Origin of the sequence: Rhizobium sp. NZLR11 (genome assembly GCF_019685115.1) — a bacterium.
GTDB lineage: Bacteria > Pseudomonadota > Alphaproteobacteria > Rhizobiales > Rhizobiaceae > Rhizobium.
Window position 1 is genome coordinate 295,412 of record NZ_JABDWD010000007.1, and the last position, 22,611, is coordinate 318,022.

General features: G+C 62.0%; 26 protein-coding genes. 11 read left to right on the forward strand and 15 right to left on the reverse strand.

Annotation, left to right across the window (positions count from 1 at the left end):
• Positions 1-97: 97 nt before the first annotated feature.
• Together HJB83_RS15225 and HJB83_RS15230 are read left to right on the forward strand one after the other, a co-directional pair.
• Positions 98-289 carry a CsbD family protein gene (locus HJB83_RS15225; RefSeq protein ID WP_007632797.1) on the forward strand — a complete coding sequence of 64 codons (192 nt, stop codon included), beginning with the start codon at positions 98-100 and terminating at the stop codon, positions 287-289.
• 94 nt (positions 290-383) lie between these two features.
• A complete protein-coding gene (locus tag HJB83_RS15230) occupies positions 384-1,451 on the forward strand; it encodes a putative zinc-binding metallopeptidase (protein ID WP_221116895.1) in 1,068 nt (355 codons plus the stop codon).
• A gap of 288 nt (positions 1,452-1,739) precedes the next feature.
• Here HJB83_RS15230 and rnhA read toward each other — a convergent pair whose 3' ends face one another.
• The 5 genes from rnhA to HJB83_RS15255 all read right to left on the reverse strand — a co-directional run bounded on the left by rnhA (position 1,740) and on the right by HJB83_RS15255 (position 5,431).
• Positions 1,740-2,195, reverse strand: coding sequence for a ribonuclease HI (gene rnhA, locus HJB83_RS15235; RefSeq protein WP_207583223.1), 456 nt, complete (start codon positions 2,193-2,195; stop codon positions 1,740-1,742).
• Entirely contained in the window at positions 2,192-3,157 is a 966-nt protein-coding gene (locus tag HJB83_RS15240) for a homoserine kinase (RefSeq protein WP_207583222.1), read from the reverse strand. The genes rnhA and HJB83_RS15240 overlap by 4 nt, the downstream gene beginning before the upstream one ends.
• A gap of 80 nt (positions 3,158-3,237) precedes the next feature.
• Complete coding sequence (gene ispH, locus HJB83_RS15245) at positions 3,238-4,239, reverse strand: 4-hydroxy-3-methylbut-2-enyl diphosphate reductase (RefSeq protein WP_207583221.1); 1,002 nt, start codon at positions 4,237-4,239, stop codon at positions 3,238-3,240.
• Positions 4,240-4,302: 63 nt separating this feature from the next.
• On the reverse strand, positions 4,303-5,058 hold the full coding sequence (locus HJB83_RS15250) for an SURF1 family protein (protein ID WP_207583220.1): 756 nt from the start codon (positions 5,056-5,058) through the stop codon (positions 4,303-4,305).
• Positions 5,051-5,431 (reverse strand): DUF983 domain-containing protein, encoded by a 381-nt coding sequence (locus tag HJB83_RS15255; RefSeq protein WP_207583219.1) that lies wholly within the window; start codon positions 5,429-5,431, stop codon positions 5,051-5,053. The genes HJB83_RS15250 and HJB83_RS15255 overlap by 8 nt, the downstream gene beginning before the upstream one ends.
• Positions 5,432-5,550: 119 nt before the next feature.
• On the opposite strand from HJB83_RS15255, the gene HJB83_RS15260 reads away from it, so the two are divergent.
• Positions 5,551-6,192 (forward strand): chloramphenicol phosphotransferase CPT family protein, encoded by a 642-nt coding sequence (locus HJB83_RS15260; protein WP_221132249.1) that lies wholly within the window; start codon positions 5,551-5,553, stop codon positions 6,190-6,192.
• On the forward strand, positions 6,192-6,632 hold the full coding sequence (locus tag HJB83_RS15265) for a GNAT family N-acetyltransferase (protein WP_221116893.1): 441 nt from the start codon (positions 6,192-6,194) through the stop codon (positions 6,630-6,632). Before HJB83_RS15260 ends, HJB83_RS15265 begins: the two co-directional genes overlap by 1 nt.
• A gap of 31 nt (positions 6,633-6,663) precedes the next feature.
• On the opposite strand, the gene plsY is transcribed toward HJB83_RS15265, so the two are convergent.
• The 7 genes from plsY to coxB form a co-directional block, all read right to left on the reverse strand.
• Entirely contained in the window at positions 6,664-7,341 is a 678-nt protein-coding gene (plsY, locus tag HJB83_RS15270) for a glycerol-3-phosphate 1-O-acyltransferase PlsY (RefSeq protein WP_221132250.1), read from the reverse strand.
• Positions 7,342-7,459: 118 nt separating this feature from the next.
• Positions 7,460-8,338, reverse strand: a complete 879-nt coding sequence (locus HJB83_RS15275; protein ID WP_207583215.1) for a cytochrome c oxidase subunit 3 — start codon at positions 8,336-8,338, stop codon at positions 7,460-7,462.
• A 60-nt stretch (positions 8,339-8,398) separates the two neighbouring features.
• Positions 8,399-9,007 carry a cytochrome c oxidase assembly protein gene (locus HJB83_RS15280; RefSeq protein ID WP_207583214.1) on the reverse strand — a complete coding sequence of 203 codons (609 nt, stop codon included), beginning with the start codon at positions 9,005-9,007 and terminating at the stop codon, positions 8,399-8,401.
• Complete coding sequence (locus tag HJB83_RS15285) at positions 9,004-9,144, reverse strand: hypothetical protein (protein ID WP_207583213.1); 141 nt, start codon at positions 9,142-9,144, stop codon at positions 9,004-9,006. Before HJB83_RS15285 ends, HJB83_RS15280 begins: the two co-directional genes overlap by 4 nt.
• Positions 9,144-10,094 (reverse strand): heme o synthase, encoded by a 951-nt coding sequence (locus HJB83_RS15290; protein WP_207583212.1) that lies wholly within the window; start codon positions 10,092-10,094, stop codon positions 9,144-9,146. The genes HJB83_RS15285 and HJB83_RS15290 overlap by 1 nt, the downstream gene beginning before the upstream one ends.
• Before the next feature lie 66 nt (positions 10,095-10,160).
• Positions 10,161-11,867 (reverse strand): cytochrome c oxidase subunit I, encoded by a 1,707-nt coding sequence (gene ctaD / locus HJB83_RS15295; protein WP_207583211.1) that lies wholly within the window; start codon positions 11,865-11,867, stop codon positions 10,161-10,163.
• A 17-nt stretch (positions 11,868-11,884) separates the two neighbouring features.
• The gene (coxB, locus tag HJB83_RS15300) at positions 11,885-12,769 is read right to left on the reverse strand and encodes a cytochrome c oxidase subunit II (protein ID WP_207583210.1); all 885 of its coding nucleotides are present in this window, start codon (positions 12,767-12,769) and stop codon (positions 11,885-11,887) included.
• A 317-nt stretch (positions 12,770-13,086) separates the two neighbouring features.
• On the opposite strand from coxB, the gene HJB83_RS15305 reads away from it, so the two are divergent.
• The 3 genes from HJB83_RS15305 (at position 13,087) to HJB83_RS15315 (ending at position 16,076) form a co-directional block, all read left to right on the forward strand.
• Positions 13,087-13,752 (forward strand): invasion associated locus B family protein, encoded by a 666-nt coding sequence (locus tag HJB83_RS15305; protein WP_207583209.1) that lies wholly within the window; start codon positions 13,087-13,089, stop codon positions 13,750-13,752.
• Positions 13,753-14,151: 399 nt separating this feature from the next.
• Positions 14,152-15,567, forward strand: a complete 1,416-nt coding sequence (gene tldD, locus HJB83_RS15310) for a metalloprotease TldD (RefSeq protein WP_221116890.1) — start codon at positions 14,152-14,154, stop codon at positions 15,565-15,567.
• Positions 15,568-15,584: 17 nt separating this feature from the next.
• The gene (locus HJB83_RS15315; RefSeq protein ID WP_207583207.1) at positions 15,585-16,076 is read left to right on the forward strand and encodes a GNAT family N-acetyltransferase; all 492 of its coding nucleotides are present in this window, start codon (positions 15,585-15,587) and stop codon (positions 16,074-16,076) included.
• Positions 16,077-16,095: 19 nt separating this feature from the next.
• Here HJB83_RS15315 and HJB83_RS15320 read toward each other — a convergent pair whose 3' ends face one another.
• Positions 16,096-16,413, reverse strand: coding sequence for a pyrophosphatase (locus HJB83_RS15320; protein WP_221132251.1), 318 nt, complete (start codon positions 16,411-16,413; stop codon positions 16,096-16,098).
• An 83-nt stretch (positions 16,414-16,496) separates the two neighbouring features.
• The gene (locus tag HJB83_RS15325) at positions 16,497-17,780 is read right to left on the reverse strand and encodes a D-alanyl-D-alanine carboxypeptidase family protein (RefSeq protein ID WP_207583205.1); all 1,284 of its coding nucleotides are present in this window, start codon (positions 17,778-17,780) and stop codon (positions 16,497-16,499) included.
• A 220-nt stretch (positions 17,781-18,000) separates the two neighbouring features.
• Between HJB83_RS15325 and HJB83_RS15330 the strand changes: the two genes are divergently transcribed.
• Positions 18,001-19,038 (forward strand): polysaccharide deacetylase family protein, encoded by a 1,038-nt coding sequence (locus HJB83_RS15330; RefSeq protein WP_221116888.1) that lies wholly within the window; start codon positions 18,001-18,003, stop codon positions 19,036-19,038.
• 6 nt (positions 19,039-19,044) lie between these two features.
• Here the strand turns inward: HJB83_RS15330 and pdxH are convergent, their stop codons facing one another.
• Complete coding sequence (pdxH, locus tag HJB83_RS15335) at positions 19,045-19,665, reverse strand: pyridoxamine 5'-phosphate oxidase (protein ID WP_207583203.1); 621 nt, start codon at positions 19,663-19,665, stop codon at positions 19,045-19,047.
• 65 nt (positions 19,666-19,730) lie between these two features.
• On the opposite strand from pdxH, the gene HJB83_RS15340 reads away from it, so the two are divergent.
• From HJB83_RS15340 to fabI, 3 genes are all read left to right on the forward strand, one after another.
• Complete coding sequence (locus HJB83_RS15340; RefSeq protein WP_207583202.1) at positions 19,731-20,189, forward strand: RT0821/Lpp0805 family surface protein; 459 nt, start codon at positions 19,731-19,733, stop codon at positions 20,187-20,189.
• Positions 20,190-20,472: 283 nt separating this feature from the next.
• On the forward strand, positions 20,473-21,663 hold the full coding sequence (locus tag HJB83_RS15345) for a DnaJ C-terminal domain-containing protein (RefSeq protein WP_207583201.1): 1,191 nt from the start codon (positions 20,473-20,475) through the stop codon (positions 21,661-21,663).
• Between the two features lie 122 nt (positions 21,664-21,785).
• A complete protein-coding gene (fabI, locus tag HJB83_RS15350) occupies positions 21,786-22,604 on the forward strand; it encodes an enoyl-ACP reductase FabI (RefSeq protein WP_207583200.1) in 819 nt (272 codons plus the stop codon).
• Positions 22,605-22,611: the final 7 nt, after the last annotated feature.

Consider the following 22,611-nt stretch of genomic DNA (forward strand, 5'->3'; position numbering starts at 1 on the left):
GACTGGCCTGAATGTGGCGGGAACGAATAGTTGCGATTGACGTTTCACTTCGGCAAACACGGGCAAGAGGCCCGTGCTGACGAAGGAGACATCACCTATGGGTAGCACCAGCGACAAGATTTCCGGCAAGGCAAACGAAATTGCCGGCAAGACCAAACAGGCCGTCGGCAAGGCCACGGATGATCGCGAAATGCAGGCCAAGGGCACCGTTCAGGAAGCCAAAGGCAAGGGACAGGTCGCAACCGGCAAGGTCAAGGACAAGCTCAAGGGCGCCGTCGACCGGCTCTGAGCCGCAAGCTCATCCGTCATGAACCATGCCTGCTGCGCCCCTCGCGCGGCAGGCATTTTTAATCCACCACACTCAGGCTGTGCAGAGATATACGATGAAGCTTTTCGCCTGCGACAATTGCGATCAGGTCGTCCACTTCGACAACCGCCAATGCGTCCGTTGCAACCATCGCCTCGGCTTCCTGCCCGGCGATCTCGCCATGCATGCGCTGGAGCCGCGCGACGAAACGCTTTGGCAGCTCGTTTCGGACCCCGACCGTGAAGTCCGCTTCTGCGCCAATGCCGGCCTCGATATCTGCAACTGGCTGGTGGATGGCGATGGCGAAAGCGAATTCTGCGTTGCCTGCCGCCATAACCGGCTGGTTCCGAACACCGATACCCAAAACGGAATCGATCGCTGGCGGCGCATCAGCCAGGCGCAGCGTCATCTGTTTTATTCGCTGTTGCGCTGGAGGCTGCCGCATCCCGATCGGGCGCAAGATCCGAAAGGTGGCCTGGTGTTCGATTTCCTCGAAGATTCGATCGAGAGCAACGGCTACGTCGTGCCGGCCATGACCGGCCACGAGGAAGGGCTGATCACCATCCGCGCCGCAGAGGCCGACGATGCGACGCGCGAGCAGGCGCGCAGTTCGATGAACGAACCCTATCGCACCCTGCTTGGCCATTTCCGCCATGAGACCGGCCATTTCATCTGGAACAAGCTGGTGCGCGACCGCAACGGCCAGGCGGATTTCCGCGCCGTCTTCGGCGACGAGCGGCAGGATTATGCAGCCGCGCTGCAAAACCACTATGCCGGCGGCGCGCCCTCGGGATGGCAGGACAATTTCATCAGCGCCTATGCGGCATCCCACCCCTGGGAGGATTTTGCCGAATGTTTCGCCCACTACCTCCATATCGTCGATACGCTCGAAACCGCCCGCGCCTTCGGCATCGCCATCGATCCTCGCGGCCATGAGGAAATCGCCGGCGAGGTGGATTTCCTCCCCTACCGGGCAAGGAGCGCCGAACAGCTGGTCAGCGCCTGGGTGCCGCTCAGCCTGGCGATCAACGCCATCCAGCGCAGCATGGGCCAACCGGATTCCTACCCCTTCGTGCTCTCCTCACCTGTCGTGGCCAAGCTCGAATATCTGCACCGGCTGATCCAAGGCGCGGCGGCATCGTAGCAGGCGGCGGCGCGAGAGAGCTGCTGCTTGCTTCCTCTTCTCCCCAGCGGGGGTCCGAAGGACGGGTCGAGACCTGTGGCTCGACCGCGGTCGGTGGCCCGAAGGGTCTGATGAGGGTGCACGCACGGCGTGCCCTTCATCATTGCCCTTCGCTCGCGCTCAGCGCATTCGCGCTCGCCGCTCACCCCCTCATCTGCCTGCCGGCATCTTCTCCCCGCTGGGGAGAAGGGGAATCGTGGCAGCGCCTCGAGCAGCAGGAGAAACAATCCTGCCCATTATCCGGCTTACTTAGAACGAAACCGCCTTGCCCTTCTTGAACGGCTCCATGCCCCTGCGTGCAAGTTCATCGGCGCGTTCGTTTTCCGGGTGGCCGGCGTGGCCCTTGACCCAGTGCAGCGTCACCGTGTGGCGGTTGCGGGCTTCTTCCAGCGCCTGCCAGAGCTCGGCATTCTTCACCGGCTTCTTGTCGGCGGTCTTCCAGCCGTTTTTCTTCCAGCCGAAAATCCACTTGGAGATGCCGTCCTTGACATAGGCGCTGTCGGTATAGAGATCGACCTCGCACGGGCTCTTCAATGCCTGCAACGCCGAGATTGCCGCCAGCAGTTCCATGCGGTTGTTGGTGGTATCCGCCTCGCCGCCGCACAGCTCTTTTTCGGTGTCGCCATAACGCAGCACCGCGCCCCAGCCGCCGGGGCCGGGATTGCCGGAGCATGCGCCGTCGGTGAAGATATCGACGTGTTTCATAGGCTCAATCCATATTCGGCCGGCGATTTGATCTGCCGGTGGAAGCGCAGTTTGCGGAGATATTCAAGCGGGTCCTTCTTGGTGACCATGGCGCCCTCAGGCGTCGTCAGCCAGTCATAGAGCCGCGTCAGGAAGAACCGCAGCGCCGAACCGCGCGACAGCACCGGCAAGGCGGCGATTTCGGCTTCGCTCAACGGGCGCACGCTCTGGTAACCCTCGAGCATCGCCGTGCCCTTGGTGATGTTGTAAGCGCCGTCCTTTTCGAAACACCAGGCATTCAGGCAGATCGAGACGTCATAGGCGAGCAGGTCGTTGCAGGCGAAATAGAAATCGATCAGGCCGGAGAGCCGATCGCCGAGGAAGAAGACATTGTCGGGGAAGAGGTCGGCGTGGATGACGCCAGCCGGCAGGCCCTTCGGCCAGGCGGCGGAGAGGAAATCGAGTTCGCTGCGGATCTCGTTCTGCAGGCCGGGCTCGACCTCGCCGGCGCGTGCCTCGGACTTCTCCCAGAGCGATTGCCAGCCGTCGATCGAAAGCGCGTTCGGGCGCTTCAGCGCGAAACCTTCGCCGGCGACATGCATTTCGGCCAGCGCCCGGCCGACCTCGCGGCAATGCTTGGCTTCCGGCTTTCTGAGCCACATGCCTTCGAGGAAGGAAATCAGCGCCGCCGGGCGGCCGGAAAGCGAACCGAGCAGCGCGCCATCGCGGCGCGGCAGCGGCAGCGGGCAGGACAAGCCGCGGGCGGCAAGATGCTGCATCAGGCCGAGAAAAAACGGCAGATCGGTCTTTTCCACCCGCTTCTCATAGAGCGTCAGGATCAGCGGGTCCTTGGAGGTGTGCAGCAGGAAATTGGAGTTTTCGACGCCTTCGGCGATCCCCTTGTAGGAGAGCAGCGTGCCCGCGTCATATTCCGTCAGGAACCATTTCAGATCGTCTTCGGCGATATCGGTATAGACTGCCAAGTGAGGTCTCGCCTTCATGCATTGCTGTTATTGGATCCACCGGACTGACGATCCGGGGTCGCGATAGGGTTTTAAAATGATCAGCCGTTGACGAAGGCCATGTCGGCCGCCGTCAGCTCGATGCTGCGCAATTCGCGATTGACGAGGAAATTTTCGGTCTCCCGCACCGTTTCGGCCAGCTCGACGCGGGCGTCGAAGCGGGCGCGGAACGCCTCGATGATCTCATTGACGATGACCTCGGGAGCGGAGGCGCCGGCGGAAAGGCCGAGCGTCGAAATCGTGCCGATCTCGTTCCAGTCGAGTTCGGCGGCGCGCTGCACCAGGATCGATTTCTTCGCCCCTGCCCTCAGCGCCACTTCGACGAGGCGCCTGGAATTGGAGGAATTCGGCGCGCCGACGATGATGAAGAGATCGCAGCCGGGAGCTGCCTGCTTCACCACTTCCTGGCGGTTGGTCGTCGCATAACAGATCGAGTCCGCTGCCGGCGCCGTCAGATTCGGGAAGCGCTCGTGCAGGCGGGTGATGACGCCGGCGGTATCGTCGACCGACAGCGTCGTCTGGGTGACATAGCCAAGATTGTCGGCGTCAACGGGAACATAGGCGTCGGCATCCTCGATCGTCTCGATCAGCGAAACCGAACCCTCCGGCAGCTGCCCCATCGTGCCGATCACCTCGGGGTGGCCGGCATGGCCGATGAGGACGACATGGCGGCCGAGGCGATTGTGGCGCATCGCCTGCTTGTGGACCTTGGAGACCAGCGGGCAGGTGGCGTCGAGATAGAACAGGTTGCGGCTCGCCGCATCCTCCGGCACGGATTTCGGCACGCCATGGGCTGAAAAGACCACCGGCTGGGCGCGATGCTCGGCCGGGATCTCGTCCAACTCCTCGACGAAGACGGCGCCCTTGGCCTCCAGCCCCTCGACGACATAACGATTGTGGACGATCTCATGACGTACATAGACCGGCGCGCCATAGGATTTCAGCGCCAGCACGACGATCTGGATGGCGCGGTCGACGCCGGCGCAGAAGCCGCGCGGGCCGCAGAGCCTGATCGTCAAAGGAGGTTTCGCCGCAATATTCATGTCTGTTCCGGGTTGAGAGATTTAGGGACCTCTAGCCCAATATAAGCGAGAATTGAAGCGATACTATTGCGCAGGCTGCTTGCCGGGTTTGCGGAACCAGGAGATCCCGACCACGGTGACGAGCACGGCGGCAAGCCCGTACCAGGTGAAGGCATATTGCAGGTGGTCGTTCGGCAGAGCCACTTGGGTGACGCCGCCGATCGGCAGGCCGGCCGGATTGGGGGTGGAATCTGCATCGACGAAAAACGGAATGACGCGCGCCTTGTCCAGCCCGACGCTTTCGGCCATGACGTCGAGATCTTTCCAGTAGAAGATGTTCTTGGCGACGTCGTTGTCCGGCACCACCCAGGAGGGTTTGCCGGGAAGTTTTTCGCGGGCCAGGCCGGTGACGGTCTGCTGGTCGGTCAGCTGGCCCTGCATGCGCATTTCCGGCTCCTTGTTCTCATAGGGAACGAAGCCGCGATTGACCAAGAGCGTGCGCCCGTCGGCAAGCTCGAGGGGCGTATAGACGTAGAAGCCGGTCTGGCCGCGCCAGGTGGCGAAGAAGTGCCGCTCCTTGTTGTTGATATAGCGGCCGGTGGCGGTGACCCTGCGATATTCGATGTCGCCGCCGCTTGCTGCCATCGCCTCGATATCGGCAAGCGGAACGGGGGCAGCCAGCTGGCGCGCGGCGATATCGGCAAGCAGGCCTTCCTTCCAGTGGAGGCGTTCCACCTGCCAGGTGCCGAGCGAAATCAGGATGGCAAGGGCGATCAGTACCAGGATGCCGGTGATGACAGGCAGCCGGCGGCGCGGCATTACGTGCTCTATATCAGTCACTCAGGCGTCCTTCGCGGGCATTATGGCGGTATTGCATGGCGATCAGGATGCCCTTGAACCAGCGCAGCGTCAGCAGCGACAGGATAATCGTCAGCGGCCCGAAGAGCAGGATGTGCACCCAGATCGGCGGCCCGTAATTCACCTGCAGCCACAATACCATGCCTATGACGATGAAGCCGACGATGAGGATGACGAAAACGGCCGGGCCGTCACCGGAATCGGCGAAGGAATAATCGAGGCCGCAGGACGCGCAGCGCGGCTTGAGCCCGAGCAGACCATCGAACAGCTTGCCCTGGCCGCAGCGCGGGCAGCAGCCCTTGATGCCTGTCTTGACCGGGTCGACGGGGGGATAATGGGCGCTATCTTCGCTCATGCCATTCCTTCTCGGCAGTCCATGCTGCCTTAACTCTCCCATAAAGTATTCGCATCCCGAATGGAAATGCCTGCGCGGCCACCTGTTGGTGATTCGCGCCAAACAGAAGAAGAAAACTGATGACGAGCGATAACCATGCCGGACAGATCATTATCCTGAACGGTGCGCCGAGAAGCGGCAAATCCAGCATTGCGCGCGCAATCCAGGAGGAATTCGAGGGGCCGTGGATCAACCTCGGCGTCGACAGCTACAATACCATGACGCCGAAGCGTTTCCTGCCCGGCATCGGCCTGAGGCCCGGCGGTGAGCGGCCGGAACTCGAAGAACTGGTGCCGTTCCTCTATGCGGCCCTTTATGAGTCGATCGCCATCCACGCCGGATTGGGGCTCAACGTAGTGGCCGATCTCGGCCATCATGACAGCTACTCGCAGCCGCTCGGCATTCTCGGCGACAGCGCCCGGCGCCTGGAAGGCTTTTCCGTGCTGTTCGTCGGCGTGCACTGTCCGATCGAGACGATCATGCAGCGGCGGGAGTTCAAGCAGGAAGGCCGCGAGACACTCTATCTCCGCGCCAGCGAAGCGGTGCCGGTCCCCGAGCCGGTGCAGCGCTGGCAGGATGAAGTGCACCGGCCGGGCATCTATGACATGGAGGTCGATACGTCGGTGCTCACCGCGCTCGAATGCGCCGAGGCGATCCGCTTGCGGCTGGATCTCGGCATTCCAGTGCCTTCGGCTTTCGAGCGGATTGCTGGCGCGCGCTGATGGCTATAGAACTTCAGCAGGTGAAAGAGGCCGCGGGCTGGCAAGCCTATCATGCCATTCGGCGGCATGTATTGTTCGAACTGCGCGGCCTCGACGGTTACGATGACCAGCATCCGGATGAGCATGAGGCGCGCCATATACCGCTCCTGCTGAGGAAGGACGGCGTTGCTCTCGGCACAGTCCGCCTCGATCTGTCGGATGGTGTGACCGGTGTCGTGCGGCTTGTCGCCATCCTGCCGGAACACCAGAGACAAGGGTTCGGGCGGATTTTGATGTCCGAAGTCGAGAAACTATCGGCCAAGCACGGCCTCTGCCGCCTGGAGGTCCATGCCGCGCCGGATGCCGTGCCTTTCTACGAAAAGCTCGGCTGGGTCATGGTCGACACCGACAGAAGCAGTCCGCTCATGGTGAAGGACATTCAATCCGTTCGAGGCACCTGATCGGGCAACAGTCCAGGTCGCGGCTCTGAATTCACGCAGACGTTTTCGATTCCGGGCTGCTTTGCCCCAGGCGCGGCTCCGTCCCCGCCAGCAGTCGCTGGGTGTTGGCGCGATGGCGCGCAATCACATAAACGCCGCCTGCAATCACCAGCAAGCGATAGGGCACCGGCTGCTCCAGACTGCAGATGAGGGCGATCGCGGTCAAAGCCGCCAGCATCGAAGCAAGGGACACAATCCTGAAGACGGCGAGGACGCCGCCAAAAACCGCCACGGCGCCCAAACCCACCGGCCAGGATATTGCGAGCAATACGCCGAGCCCGGTCGCAACGGATTTTCCACCTTTGAAATTCAGCCAGATCGACCGGCTATGGCCCAGCAACACGGCCAATCCGGCCAGGCAAACAGTCCAGGCCAGCCAGGTTTCCAGATCAAGCCCTGGCGGCGTGCCGTACAGCAATCTGTGGAACCAGGGATAAAACCAGCAGGCAAAGAGGATTGCCCCCACGCCTTTCAGCACATCCACCAGGAGAACGGCCGACGCAGGCCACTTCCCCAGCGTTCGCAATACGTTGGTTGCGCCAATCGACCGAGACCCGTGCTCCCTGATATCGATGCCCCTGAGCAGTCTCCCCGCGAGATAACCTGTCGGCATGGAACTGATGAGATAAGCGATCGCCAAACCAACCACGCCAGTTATCCAGAAAACCATGGAGGCACCTCGCCGCTCGAATGTCAGGCAATCATCATTTCGTCGTTTTCGGGCGACACGCATCAAGCCATAAAAAAGGCGGGCACGAGGCCCGCCTTCTATTTGAATATCGCTGCAATCAGCCGGCTGCGACCGGTGCGCCCCAGCCGCCCCAGACGTAGATGCAGAAGAACAGGAACAGCCAGACGACGTCGACGAAGTGCCAGTACCAGGCGGCCGCCTCGAAGCCGAAATGCTGTTTCGGGGTGAAGTCGCCGCGCATCGCGCGGATCAGGCAGACAGCCAGGAAGATCGTGCCGACGAGGACGTGGAAACCGTGGAAGCCGGTCGCCATGAAGAAGGTCGCGCCGTAGATCGAATTCTTGAAGGCGAAGGGCGCGTGGGCATATTCATAGGCCTGCACGCAGGAGAACAGCACGCCGAGCAGCACCGTCAGCGTCAGGCCCTGGATCAGGCCCTTGCGGTCGTTGTGCAACAGCGCATGGTGCGCCCAGGTGACCGTCGTGCCGGAAAGCAGCAGGATGACGGTGTTGTAGATCGGCAGGTGCCAGGGATCGAGGACCTCGATGCCCTTCGGCGGCCAGGTGCCGCCGGTATAGAGCAGGCGCGCGGCCTGAATCGCTTCGTTCGGATAGAGGCTGGCGTCGAAATAGGCCCAGAACCAGGCAACGAAGAACATCACTTCGGAAGCGATGAACATGATCATGCCATAGCGCAGGTGCAGCGAGACGACGCGGGTGTGGGCGCCCTCATGGGCTTCCTTCACCGTATCGGCCCACCAGCCGTACATGACGTAGAGAACCAGCGCGAAGCCGATGTAGAAGAGCCAAGGATTGGCGAGTTCGAAGCCGGCGACCTTGAACGAGCCGCCGTTCAGGTAACGCATGTAGCAGACGCCGCCGATCGCCATGAGGAAGGCGCCGAGCGAGGCGATAATCGGCCACGGGCTCGGATCAATGATGTGATAGTCGTGATTTTTCTGATGAGCATCGGCCATGTATTATCCCCGGATGTCTTCCTTCACTCGGCTCCCGGCTTAGCCGGAAACGAGCCTTGATCAAAGTTTCTTTTCAATCTTTACCGCTCCACCCTCATTCGAAGCCAGCGGCTTCGGACCCTCTTTCGGGTAGAACGTATATGACAGCGTGACCGTACGGATGTTCTTCGATTCCACGGCCTTGACGATTTCCGGATCGATGTAGAACACCACCGGCATGTCGAGCTTCTCGCCCGGCTTCAGGTCCGTTTCCGTAAAACAGAAACATTGCACCTTGTTGAAATAGACGCCCGCCTCGCCCGGCGTGACGTTGAAAACCGCCTGGCCGCGCTGGGTTTCGTTCGAACGATTCTCGGCGGTGAAATGGACCTTTATCGTTTCGCCAATCTTCGGATTGACCTCGCGCTCGACCGGCTTGAAGTCCCATTGCAGGCCGGGTGCGACATTGGCGTCGAAGGTGACGCGCATCGTGCGGTCGAGCACGACGCTCGACACCTGGTCGACGCGCTGGGTCGTACCGTTATAACCGGTGACCTGGCAGAAGATCCGGTAGAGCGGCACGGCAGCGTAGCTCATCGCGCCCATGCCGAAAACGAAGCTCAGGCACATCATCACCACGGCGCCGTTGTTGCGGCCCGGCTTTTTCGGTGCGGCGGCGTTGTCGCTCATCCCGCCGTTCCCCCGCCGATCTTCACGATTGCCATCACGTAGAAGAGAACGACGAGGCCGGCAAGCACCAGCCCCAGGGCGATGTTGCGGTTGCGGCGCGACCTGAGTTGCTTTTCCGTGAGCTTGACCAATTCCATCAGAACCAACCTCCCGTATGCGAGACCAGCACCGACGCCAGCCGGTCGATCATCAAGGCGGAGAACACAGCGAAAAGATAAAAGATCGAGAAGCCGAAGAGCTTCTTTGCCGGGATCATCTTCAGATCGCCGTCGGGCATCCGCCAGACGGCGATGGAACAGTAGATGAAGATCGCGCCGAGGGCGGCGGCCACCAGGCCATAGCCGAGGCTGGCGAAGCCGAGGAAGGTTGGCAACACCGCGCAGACGGCGGTCAGCACTGCATAGGCGACGATCTGATGTTTGGTCACCCGCTCGCCGGCGACGTTCGGCAGCATCGGCACGCCGACGGCCTCGTAATCGCGCATCTTGAACAGCGCCAGCGCCCAGAAATGCGCCGGCGTCCACAGGAAGATGATCAGGAAAAGCACGGTGCTCTCGATCGTCACACTATCGGTCACGCAGGCCCAGCCTATCATCGGCGGAAAGGCGCCGGCAGCACCGCCGATGACGATGTTCTGCGGCGTCGAGCGCTTCAGCCACATGGTGTAGACGACGGCGTAGAAGAAGATGGTGAAGGCAAGGATGCCGGCCGAGAGCCAGTTGACGGCAAGGCCGAGGATCACCACCGAAAAGCCCGAAAGCACCAGGCCGAAGGCCAGCGCTTCCGAGGGGGCGATGCGGCCGGCCGGGATCGGACGATTGGCGGTGCGGCTCATGATGGCATCGATGTCGGCATCGTACCACATGTTCAGAGCGCCGGAGGCGCCGGCGCCGACGGCGATACAGAGAATGGCGATCAGGCCGAGGACGGGATGGATGTGGCCCGGCGCCAGCACCAGGCCGGCAAGGGCGGTGAACACCACGAGCGACATCACCCGCGGCTTCAGCAATTCGAAATAATCGCGTGCACTCGCTTCCGACAATTCGCCGTCCTTTGCAAGCGTCCCGTGATTGTCGATGACCGTCATCATTCCGTCCTGAATGTCAGAATATCAGGACGCCGTATCGAATGCGGCGTCCTGACACCCGCGCAATTACTTGATGCGCGGAAGCTGTTCCCACTGGTGATAGGGCGGCGGCGAAGGCAGCTGCCATTCGAGCGTCGTCGCACCCTCGCCCCACGGATTGTCGCCGGCGACGCGCTTCTTGGCGAAGGCTTCGAAGACGCCGAAGAGGAAGATCAGCACGCCGAAGGCCGAGATGTAGGAGCCGATGGAGGACACATAGTTCCAGCCGGCAAAGGCATCCGGATAATCGATGTAGCGGCGCGGCATGCCGGCAAGGCCGAGGAAATGCTGCGGGAAGAACACCAGGTTGACGCCGATGAACATGACCCAGAAGTGCAGCTTGCCGACCAACTCGTTGTACATGTAGCCGGTCATCTTCGGGAACCAGTAGTACCAGCCGGCGAAGATCGCGAAGACGGCGCCGAGCGACAGAACGTAGTGGAAGTGGGCCACGACGTAATAAGTGTCATGCAGCGAGCGGTCGAGACCGGCATTGGCGAGCTGGACGCCGGTAACGCCGCCGACCGTGAACAGGAAGATGAAGCCGATCGCCCAGAGCATCGGCGTGCGGAACGAGATCGAGCCGCCCCACATCGTCGCGATCCAGGAGAAGATCTTCACACCGGTGGGAACGGCGATGACCATCGTCGCGAAGACGAAGTAGCGCTGCGCGTCGAGCGACAGGCCGACCGTATACATGTGGTGGGCCCAGACGACGAAGCCGACGGCGCCGATCGCGACCATGGCGTAGGCCATGCCGAGGTAGCCGAAGATCGGCTTCTTCGAGAAGGTCGAGATGATGTGGCTGACCATGCCGAAGCCCGGCAGGATGAGGATGTAGACCTCGGGGTGACCGAAGAACCAGAACAGGTGCTGGTAGAGGATCGGGTCGCCGCCGCCTTCCGGAGAGAAGAAGGAGGTGCCGAAGTTACGGTCGGTGAGCAGCATGGTGATACCGCCTGCCAGGACCGGCAGCGACAGCAACAGCAGGAAGGCGGTGATCAGCACCGACCAGGCAAACAGCGGCATCTTGTGCAGCGTCATGCCGGGAGCGCGCATGTTGAGGATCGTGGTGATGAAGTTGATCGCACCGAGGATCGACGAGGCGCCGGCAATATGGAGCGCGAAGATCGCAAGGTCGACCGCCGGACCGGGCGTACCGGTTGTTGCCAGTGGCGGATACATCGTCCAGCCGCCGCCGGTACCGTAAGCGCCTGCCGGGCCCTCGACGAACATCGACAGCAAGAGCAGCGCGAAGGCCGGAACGATCAGCCAGAAGGAGATGTTGTTCAGACGCGGGAAGGCCATGTCGGGCGCGCCGATCATGATCGGCACCATCCAATTGGCGAAACCGCCGATCATCGCCGGCATGACCATGAAGAAGATCATGATCAGCGCGTGGGCCGTGGTGAACATGTTGAACATCTGCTTGGCGCCGTCGATGGCGGCATCGCCCTCATAGCCGTAGACCATCGAGGCCAGGCCATGGAAGATCTGGATGCCCGGCTCCTGCAGCTCCATGCGCATGGCGACGGAAAGCGCGCCGCCGATGATGCCGGCAATGATCGCGAAGATCAGATAAAGCGTGCCGATGTCCTTGTGGTTCGTCGAGAACAGCCAGCGATTGGCAAAGCTCGGCTTGTGCGCATGGTGATCACCGTGCCCATGATCGTGATCATCATGCGCGTGGTCGTGATCATGAGAATGATCGTCGTGAGCGGAAGGTCCAGCCATTGTCCCGGTCCCCTTAATTACTGTGCTTCGGCGACGTCGAGGGTCTTTGCGGGACCATCGGTTGCGGCCATGAGTGTCTTGTAGGCGCCGGGCAGGTCGCTGGCGGCTGCGGTCAGCCACTGCTTGTACTTGTCCTCGGAGACGACGCGGATGGCGATCGGCATGAACGCATGGTCCTTGCCGCAGAGCTCGGAACACTGGCCATAGAACAGGCCTTCGCGCTCGGCCTTGAACCAGGTCTCGTTCAGGCGGCCCGGCACGGCATCGATCTTGACGCCGAAGGACGGCATGGCGAAAGCGTGGATGACGTCGGTCGGGGCAGAGGTCACGAGAACGCGGACCGTCTTGTTAACCGGCAGGACCAACTCGTTATCGACGGCGAGAAGCCTGGGATAAACCGACTTGTCTTCCTTGCCGGCCGCGGCGCGGTCCTGATCCTTCAGCAGGTAGCTGTCGAAAGCGAGCGGGCTGTCGCCCGAACCTTCATATTCGTAGTTCCACTGCCACTGGGTGGCGGTTGCCTTGATCGTCACATCGGGGTTTTCGGGCAGCGTCAGCTGCGCCGTCAGCAGGTTGAACGAGGGAATCGCAAGAAGAAGCAGCACCAGGACCGGCCCCACGGTCCAGGCAATCTCGATCAGCGTGTTGTGGCTCGTCCTCGAGGGAACCGGGTTCGCGCTGGCGCGGAACTTGAAGCAGACGACGATGAGCAGGACCAGAACGAAGAGCGTGATCGGAACGATAAACCACAGGGTATATTGTTCGAACCAGTGGATCTCCCGCATGATCGGCGTTGCCGCCGGCTGCAGCGTCGCCTGCCACGGCATTGGCTGGTCGGCATATGTGCCGGAAGCAAAAAGCAGACAGACCAGCGCGGTCAGAGCTGCATAAGCCTTCTTCATCACCTTATTATCTCCCTCGAGCGCTTGACCTGCAAAATAGGACGCAGAATCCTTGCCATCTTCAGCGCTTCAAACCACAGTTTGGCATTTGCCGCAACAGGTCAGAGCAATTGTCTATGCGGCATTTTTGCTGAAAGCACAGGCAGGCCAGAACGGCAAAACATCCCAAGTTTTTCATCAGCATATGAAAAATCGGCTTTCCGGCCAACCCGCGCGCCACACATTATTTCCGAAAGGTCCAATTTCCGCCGCAGTCCCCCGGTTTTCACGGGGTGGGGCTTTTCATTTTTGGTGGGCAGCTTCAACAATAGCCGCAAATGATTCGATATCCAGAGGTTTCCATGGGTTTCCGTTCCCTCGCGCAGTCGCTTCTCGTGACCGCCAGCATCGCGGCCGCAGCGACGACGCCCGTTTTCGCACAACAGCAACCCACGCCGGCCCAGGCCAAACCGCCGGCTGCCGCCCCTGCCCCGGCTCCCGCTACGACGCCGCAGCAGCCGAGTGCGGCCAGTCCGAATATCCAGGTGACACCCGGCCAGACCCAGCCGCAGGCGCCGGGCACGGTGAAATCCAATCACGGCGCATGGTCCGTCGTCTGCGACAAGCCGGCAGGCGCCTCGACCGAACAATGCGCGCTGATGCAGAACGTCATCGCCGAGGATCGGCCGGAGGTCGGGCTTTCCGTCGTCGTGCTGAAGACGGCCGACCGCAAGTCGAAGATTCTCCGCGTGCTGGCGCCGCTCGGCGTGCTGCTGCCGAACGGCCTCGGCCTCAATGTCGACGGCAAGGATATCGGCCGTGCCTATTTCGTCCGCTGCTTCGCCGATGGCTGTTATGCCGAGGTCGTGCTCGAGGACGAACTGCTGAAAACCTTCCGCAGCGGCGCCCAGGCAACCTTCATCGTCTTCCAGACACCCGAAGAAGGCATCGGCATCCCGGTCGACCTCAAGGGCTTCGCCGAAGGCTTCGACGCCCTGCCTTGAGGGCTATGCGAGCGTAGCGCAACTACGCTCGCCCCCTCCCCCGTCGCTGTACTTGCTCCATAGGCTTATCCCACCCTCCGTCATGCTCGGGCTTGACCCGAGCATCCACGCGGCACCCTCGGTGGCGGGGATGGATCCTCGGCTCAAGGCCGAGGATGACGGAGGATAGGGTGACGTTCCAGCCAAACTTGACGCTGGCGCGGGGAAAGCCATCCGGCGGGAACGCCCCTGCAGGGCAATGCGACAAAACACTTATATCTCCTTCGCGCGCACTCCCAACTCCTGAGATGAACTTGCTCAACAAAGAAAATTCGACGGCAGGGCTTCACTCCTTATCAATTGGAGCCCTATCTAAGTGCGTAAGCGCATTTCTGAACGCATGCCCATTGGAGCCAGACCATGACCACCGATCTCCTGACGCTATTCGATGCCGACGAAGCCACGATGCGTGGTCTGGTCGCCGAGGCGCTCGCCGGCGCCGATGATGGCGAGCTGTTTATCGAGCATGCGCAGGCCGAAGCGCTGACCTTCGACAATGGCCGGCTGAAGGGCGGCAGCTTCAACACCGAGCAGGGGTTCGGCCTACGCGCCGTTGCCGGCGAAGCGGTCGGTTTCGCGCATGCCGGCGATCTCTCGGTGGCGGCGCTGAAGCGGGCGGCGGATGCGGTCGGCGCAGTGACACGCGGCTACTCCGGCACTTACGCCGCCGCCCCCCAACGCACCAACAAGAAATTCTACGGCGACCAGAACCCGATCGGCCAGCCGAGCTTCGAGGAAAAGGTCAAGGTCCTGCAGGACATCGACGCCTATCTCAGGGGCAAGAACGACAAGGTGCGGCAGGTGACGGCCTCGGTTGCGGCGAGTTGGCAGGTGGTCGACATCCTGCGCGCCGACGGGCACCGCGTGCGCGACATCCGGCCGATGACGCGCATCAACATTTCGGTGATGGTCGGCGAAGGCGATCGGCAGGAAAGCGGCTCCTACGGCAGCGGCGGGCGCGTCGGCTTCGGCGACTTCATCGCCGAGGGCAGCTGGCAATATGGCGCCGACGAGGCGCTGCGCCAGGCGCTCGTCAACCTCGAGGCGATCGATGCGCCGGCGGGTACGATGGATGTCGTACTCGGCTCCGGCTGGCCGGGCGTGATGCTGCACGAGGCCGTCGGTCACGGGCTAGAAGGCGATTTCAACCGCAAGAAGACGTCGGCCTTTGCCGGCCTGCTCGGCCAGATGGTCGCCGCCCCCGGTGTCACCGTCGTCGACGACGGCACGATCGACAACCGCCGCGGCTCGATCACCATCGACGATGAGGGCACTCCCTCCGGCTATAATGTGCTGATCGAGAACGGCAAGCTGGTCGGCTATATGCAGGATCGCCAAAATGCTCGGCTGATGGGTATGGCGCCGACCGGCAACGGCCGCCGCCAGGGTTATGCCCATGTGCCGATGCCGCGCATGACCAACACCTATATGCTTGGCGGCGACAAGCCGCCTGAGGAAATCATCGCCTCGGTGAAGAAGGGCATCTATGCCGTCTCCTTCGGCGGCGGCCAGGTGGATATCACCTCCGGCAAGTTCGTCTTCGGCTGCACCGAGGCCTATCTGATCGAAAACGGCAAGGTCGGCGCGCCGATCAAGGGCGCGATGCTGATCGGCAACGGCCCGGATGCGATGAAGCGGGTATCGATGATCGGCAACGACATGAAACTCGATACCGGCATCGGCAATTGCGGCAAGGGCGGCCAATGGGTTCCCGTCGGCGTCGGCCAGCCGCATCTGCGCATGGATCAGGTGACGGTCGGCGGCACCCAGACCTGAGGCGAAAGGAGCCTGTGATGGTGGAGGTCGAGATCAGGCGTTTCACGGAAGACGACGCCGATGCCGTGCTGTCGGTGATCCTGACGATCCAGCGCCAGGAGTTCGGCATCGATATATCAGCCGATGCGCAGCCGGATCTGCGGGTGATCCCGGATTTCTATCAGTCCGGCAAGGGGCAGTTCTGGGTCGCGGTCGAGGATGGCGCGATCGTCGGCACGCTCGGGCTCAAGGATATCGGCAATCATCAGGCGGCGCTGCGCAAGATGTTCGTCGCCGCCGCGGTTCGCGGTGGCGAACACGGGGTGGCGGCGCGGCTCCTCGACCGGATGTTTTCCCACGCCAGGGATGCCCGCCTCACCGAAATCTTCCTCGGCACGACTGACAAATTCGTCGCCGCCCACCGCTTCTACGAGAAGAACGGCTTTACCGAGATCGCCAAGAGCGCCCTGCCCCGCTCGTTTCCGTTGATGGCGGTGGACAGTAAGTTTTATCGACATAAGGTCGACTGACTCCAGCGGCCGGCATGCCTCAGCTCTTCAGCACCTCCGCCGGCTGAAACAGCCACTTCCGTTCAATCGCCGCGGCAAGGTCGATATCGTTGCGGCGGGCAAACAGCAGAAGGTGGCCGAGAAGGTCGGCCGTCTCGTCGGCCAGATCGCGCCGCATGTCTTCAGGCGAGCGGCCTTTCGCACGGCCGCGGCCGGTCAGCCGGTTCCATGCCTGGGTCAGCTCGCCCATTTCCTCCTGCAGTTTCAGCAGGAACCAGTCGGCGTCGCGTTCGATGCCGTTGGCGGCGACATGCGCCGAGGAAGAGATTTCGAACTGGTCGGCAAGACGACGCAACATCGGCGTTCTCCTTTTGTTTATGGAAGAGACGCTGATTCCCGATGTGTGTCCAGAGGGGATTGCCCGAGTGGGTGATTTGACGATCAGCCGTGCTCTGGCAGCAGCATGCAGTCATAAGAGCGCTGCTTCAGCGCAGCGCAGGCGGAGACCGCGGCGTCCTTGCTGGCGAAGCCGACGAAGCGGGCGCGGTAGATCTTGTTGGCGCCCTTCCCGACCGCCTCGGTATAGGGCGAGGCGGAAACGAGCGGCGCGCCGCCCTCAGACTTCGCCTGGGCGAGAAGCGCCCGGGCCGCATCGGCGCTCGGAGCGGCCGAGATCTGGATCTGCCAGTCGCCATCGCTCTTCTCTGCCGACATCTTCGGCGCCTTGCCGGCGTTCAGGATTTCGTCCATCGCGACCGGACGCTCCAGCGGCACGACGGTGTCATCGGCATAGGCCAGGCTCTTGGCTGCGAGATCGTCGGCCTGGCGTGGTGCGCTGAGCGGCACCGGAACATCGGAATCGTCGGCGGCCGACGCGACTTCGACAGGCTCGCTGGCGCCGACGCTCGCCACCAGCTTTGCACCGCCGGAAGACGAGGCACGGCCGAGATAACGATCGAGCAGACCGGCCATCTTGTCGTCGCGGCTGCGGGCGGTACGGCCGCCGAGCACGACGCCGACGACCCGGCGGTTGCCGTCCCTGACGGCGCTGACGAGATTGAAGCCGGAGGCGTTGGTATACCCGGTCTTGATGCCGTCCATGCCCTGGTAGCGATACATGAGATTATTGTGGCCGCGCACGGTCCGGCCGCGGAAATTGAAGCTCGCCGTCGAAAACAGCCGGTATTCGTTCGGATAATTCTTCATCAGCGCGATGGCGAGCGTCGACATGTCACGCGCCGTGGTGACCTGACGACCGTCCGGCAGGCCTGAGGCGTTGACGAAAACGGTGCGGCTCATACCCAGCTGGCGGGCTTTGGCGGTCATCATCCCGGCAAAACCGCTTTCCGAGCCGCCGAGCTTTTCGCCCATGGCGGAGGCTGCATCATTGGCGGATTTGATGATCATGCCATAGACCGCCTCGCGCACGGTGATCGTACCACCAGCCTTGACGCCAAGCTTGGTCGGCGGCCGGGAAGCGGCGTATTTCGACATCTTGATCGGCGTATCCCAGGCGATCTTGCCGCGCTTCAGAGCTTCGAAGGTGAGATAGAGCGTCATCATCTTCGTCAGCGAGGCCGGATGGTTCAGCGTATCGGCGTTTTCGGCGACGAGAACCTTGCCGGTGCGGGCATCGAGGACCAGCGAGGCGCTGCCGGCAAGGGCTGCAAGAGGCGCCGAAACGGCAAGCGTTACGGTCAAAACAGCCGCCAAAAGCGTTCTCATGCAGTTCCCCTTGATGCGTCGGCTCTCGAATGGATCGGCCTTTGTGCCGTAATGTGACAGAAGCCGTAAGTTTGGCGCGACTTTGAGGCAACGCCTATCATTTTTCTAGTCTTTTCATCGTCTTGGTTAACAGGAAATGAGAGGCCTGTGCAAAATCGGGATTCAGCAAGCCTTAAGTCGCGCTTGCTATTTTCCCGCAAATGTTGGGGACAGGCGCCTGATGACGGGACATTTGAAGCGACTGGCAAAACGCGCAGCGATCGGCGCCGGGCTCGAGCTCTCCTGGCTTCTCGCCGCCGCCGGGCTGATGCGCGAAGCCCGTGGGCGCGGCGTCATCTTCACGCTGCATCATGTCCGCCCGCACGTGCCGGAGGCTTTCGAGCCGAACGCGCATCTCGAAATCACCCCGCGTTTTCTCGATACCGCGCTGCGGCGGCTGCGGCGGGAGGGCTATCGCTTCGTGCCGCTCGATCAGGTGCCGGCGCTGCTGGCCGAGCCCGAGGGCGGAAAGCCTTTCGCGGCCTTCACGCTCGACGACGGCTACATCAACAATCTGGAGCATGCGCTGCCGCTGTTCGAACAGCATCGGGCGCCGTTCACGGTGTTCGTCGCCAAGGGTTTTGCCGAGGGCTCGCACAGCATCTGGTGGGAGACGCTCGCCGTCCTGTTGCGCCGGCAAAGCGAACTCCGCTTCGATTTCGGCCGCGGCAGCGAACGACTGATGCTCAACAATCCGCAGCAGCAATGGGGTGCCTTCGACCGCTTCGCCGCCTATATCCACCGCTCCGACGAGGCGCGGGCGGTCGCCGCAATCGACATGCTGGCCCGGGAAAACGGCATCGAGCCGACCGATATCACCCGCGAACTGGTGATGCAGCCCGGCCAGTTGCAATGGCTGGCGACCCATCCGCTTGCAACCCTCGGCGCCCATACGATCAGCCATCGGGCGCTGGCCCGCCTGCCGGAAGCCGAAGCGCGGATCGAGATGCAGGTTTCGGCCGATTACGTCGAGGCCCTGACCGGCATCCGCCCCGTGACGATCGCCTACCCCTACGGCACACCGGAGGCTGTGACCGCGCGCGAGGCGGCGATTGCCCGCAATCTCGGCTTTCAGGCTGCCGTCACCACCCAGCCGGGCCTGCCGGCGGCGAAGCAAACCGCCTATCTCTCACGCATTTCGCTGAACGGCTTCTACCAGAAGCGACGCTACGTCTCCGCCCTTGCCTCCGGCATTCCGCTGAAGCTGATGGGCAAATAGCGCGGCTTATGGATACATCCTGACCTTGTCCCATGCGCCTTCCGGCGAGGGCCGGCGGAATTCGACCCGGTCATGCAGGCGGAATTTCTGATCTTTCCAGAATTCGATCGAGGTCGGCCGGATGCGGAAGCCCGACCAGTGGGCGGGGCGTGGAATATCGCCGATGGCATATCGCGCGGTATATTCGGCCACGGCCTTTTCAAGTGCGAAACGGCTTTCGAGCGGGCGGGATTGTTTCGAAGCCCAGGCGCCGATGCGGCTGCCGCGCGCCCGCGTCTTGAAATAGGCATCGGCTTCGGCATCGGTGACGATCTCGACCGGGCCGCGCAGCCTTACCTGGCGGCGCAGGCTTTTCCAGTGAAAGCACATGGCGGCCTTTTTCTGGCCCAGAATTTCAAGGCCTTTATGGCTCTCGAAATTGGTGTAGAAGACGAAACCGTCTTCGTCGAATCCCTTCAGGAGAACCATGCGGACATTGGGAAGACCATCCTCATCGACCGTTGCCAGTGCCACGGCGTTCGGGTCGTTGGGTTCGGAAGCCTCCGCTTCTCCAAGCCATTCGGCAAAGAGCTTGAAGGGTTCGCCACTTTCGGTAAAGTCACCGCTTGTTAACTCGTTTGCCGACATATTGGTTCAAATGCCCCGGATTATTCAAAACTCGCCCAGCTTTCGATAACTGGACAGGATGCAGGGTGGAAGTCATAGCAAAGTCATATCGCCATACAAAGGGCCTGCGGCGACGCAGCAGCGTGTTCTTCGTCATCGGCGTTGCAATGCTTTCGCTTTCCGGCTGCCTTGCAGGCGGCATGGATTTTCTCAGTGAAGCCAAGGTCGACCGGTCGGTGGCAACCGGCACCGTGCCGCAGACGCCGCCGAGCACCGATACGCTTTCCGACGAGATGACCGTGCGCAATGCCGTAACCTCGGCCGATGTGCAAAGGCTCGAGGGCCAGCCGCTTCCCTGGGCGAATGCATCGACGGGCAGCGCCGGCGTCATCGATACGATCGTCGAGAACAACGAATCAGGCCAGATCTGCCGCCAGTTCCGCACCACGCGGCATTCCTATGTCGGTATCGCCAAATTTTACGGCAAGACCTGCCTCGTCGGTGGCGGCAACTGGCAGCTTTTGAGCTTTCAGCCGGAAAGTTAATTCGGGCAAACGAGCTGATCCGGCATCGCCGACAGGTTAACGCCTGCGGGCTTTCCGCCGCATGCTTAGCAAAAAGCTAACCATTCGACGCAAAACATCGCACATCTCCCCACAGAAATAAGAAGTGATTAGCAACTCCGACGCACGATCAGCGTTGAGAGGGGTTGTCCCTGCCTTTGCGGCGGGATGGCGCGTTCCGAGTTGATATTGAGCTTTTACTATTGAAATTTGGGGATGCCGGGCAAGGACGTGGCCTCCCGCATCGCAACACCGGCGGTTTGACATGCGCGATCCTTATAAAATTCTGGGCGTCAGGCGCGACGCGGCGGCAGACGAGATTAAGGCGGCTTGGCGCAATATGGCCAAATCTGCCCACCCCGACCACAATCAGAGCGACCCGACGGCGACGGCCCGGTTCGCCGAGATCGGTCGCGCCTATGAAACGCTGAAGGACCCGCGCAAACGCAGTCTGTTCGACAATGCCGTGCGGATGGCGGAAGCCAAGAAAAACGAACAGACGATCATGCAGCAGCGGCACGCCGCGCGCGAGGCTGCCGTGCGCGCCAAGGCGGCGCAGGCCAATGCCGAGCGGGTGATGGAAGAGCTTGCGCGCGCCGCCCAGAAGGCGGCTGCCGAAGGCCCCAGACAACAGGCAGGATCGGCTGAGCCCGCCGACGAGATGGTCGAGCGCATTTTCGGCGCCCAGGCACGCGCTGCCGGCGGCGGCCAGGCGCAGGGCCGCGCGCAACAGGCGCAATACCAGCAGGCCCAAAACCAGCAGGCCCAGAATCAGCAGGCGGGCGAGGCCAGCAGGCGCGTGGACGGCGACGCCGCGGAGGCCGACACCAAGGTCGACGAGGAGGCCGGCGAGGCTGGGCCAAATGCCGGCGCCAACCTGCCGCTGCCGCTCAGCATCCTGACCTCCCTGGTGCGCCGTTTCACCGGCGCCAAGGATACCGGCCTGGAAAAAGCACCGGATGAGGTGGCGACGGCAACGGTGACGATCGACGACGTGTTGAAGAGCGGCTGGATCACCGCGTCACTGCCGGAGGGTCGCGAGATCGGCTTCGCATTGCCGGCCGGCACGAGGGATGGCCACGAACTGCGGCTCAAGGGACAGGGCTTCAAGCTGCCGGGCATGCAACGCGGCGATGCCGTCATCAATATCCGCATTGCGCCCGATCCGCGCTTCACGGTCGACGGCTTCGACCTGCACGCCGTGCTGCCGCTCAGCATCGAAAATGCCGTTCTCGGCACCGAGGCGCGCATCGAGGGACCGAGCGGGCCGCTCAACATCACGGTCCCCGCGTGGTCGGGCTCGGACAAGACGATCAGCATCCCCGGCCAGGGATTGCCCCGCGAAGAGGGCGGCAGAGGCGATCTAGTCGTCGAATTGCGCATTATCCTGTGGGAAAAACCCGACGACAAAGTCACCGATCTGATGCGGAGCATGCGCGAAGGCCTGTTCCTGTGAAATATTTATGACTTTCGCACCCTTTGTTACGATACCTAACAGTTGATGATCCAGGCCAAGCTTGAACCGATTAGCGGCCTATGCCATAGGCAGGATCAATCAGAATTCCTAGGGAGCGAAATATGGCTCAAGCATCCGGCCTCATGGCAGGCAAACGCGGCGTCATCATGGGTGTCGCCAACAATCGTTCGATTGCGTGGGGTATTGCCAAGGCCATTCATGCGCAGGGCGGAGAAGTCGCGCTGACCTACCAGGGCGATGCGCTGAAGAAGCGCGTCGAGCCGCTCGCCGCCGAAATCGGCGCGACGCTGGTCGGCCACTGTGACGTTGCCGACGAAGCCACGATCGACGCCGTTTTCGAAAACGTCGAAAAGCTCTGGGGCAAGATCGATTTCCTCGTGCATGCGATCGGCTTCTCCGACAAGGACGAGCTGACCGGCCGTTACGTCGACACCTCGGCCGACAATTTCGCCAAGACGATGCAGATCTCCGTCTATTCCTTCACCTCGGTCGCACGCCGCGCCGAGAAGCTGATGACGGATGGCGGCGCCATGCTGACGCTGACCTATTACGGCGCCGAAAAGGTGATGCCGAATTATAACGTCATGGGCGTCGCCAAGGCCGCGCTCGAAGCGAGCGTCAAATATCTGGCCGTCGACCTCGGGCCGCAGAACATTCGCGTCAACGCCGTCTCGGCCGGGCCGATCAAGACGCTTGCCGCCTCCGGCATCGGCGATTTCCGCTACATTCTGAAGTGGAACGAATACAACGCGCCGCTGCGCCGGACCGTCACCATCGAGGAAGTCGGCGATGTCGGCCTCTATCTCCTGTCGGACCTGTCGCGCTCCGTCACCGGCGAAGTGCACCATGCCGACAGCGGCTATCATGTCATCGGCATGAAGGCGGTCGACGCGCCCGACATTTCCGTCATCAAGGACTAAAGCATTT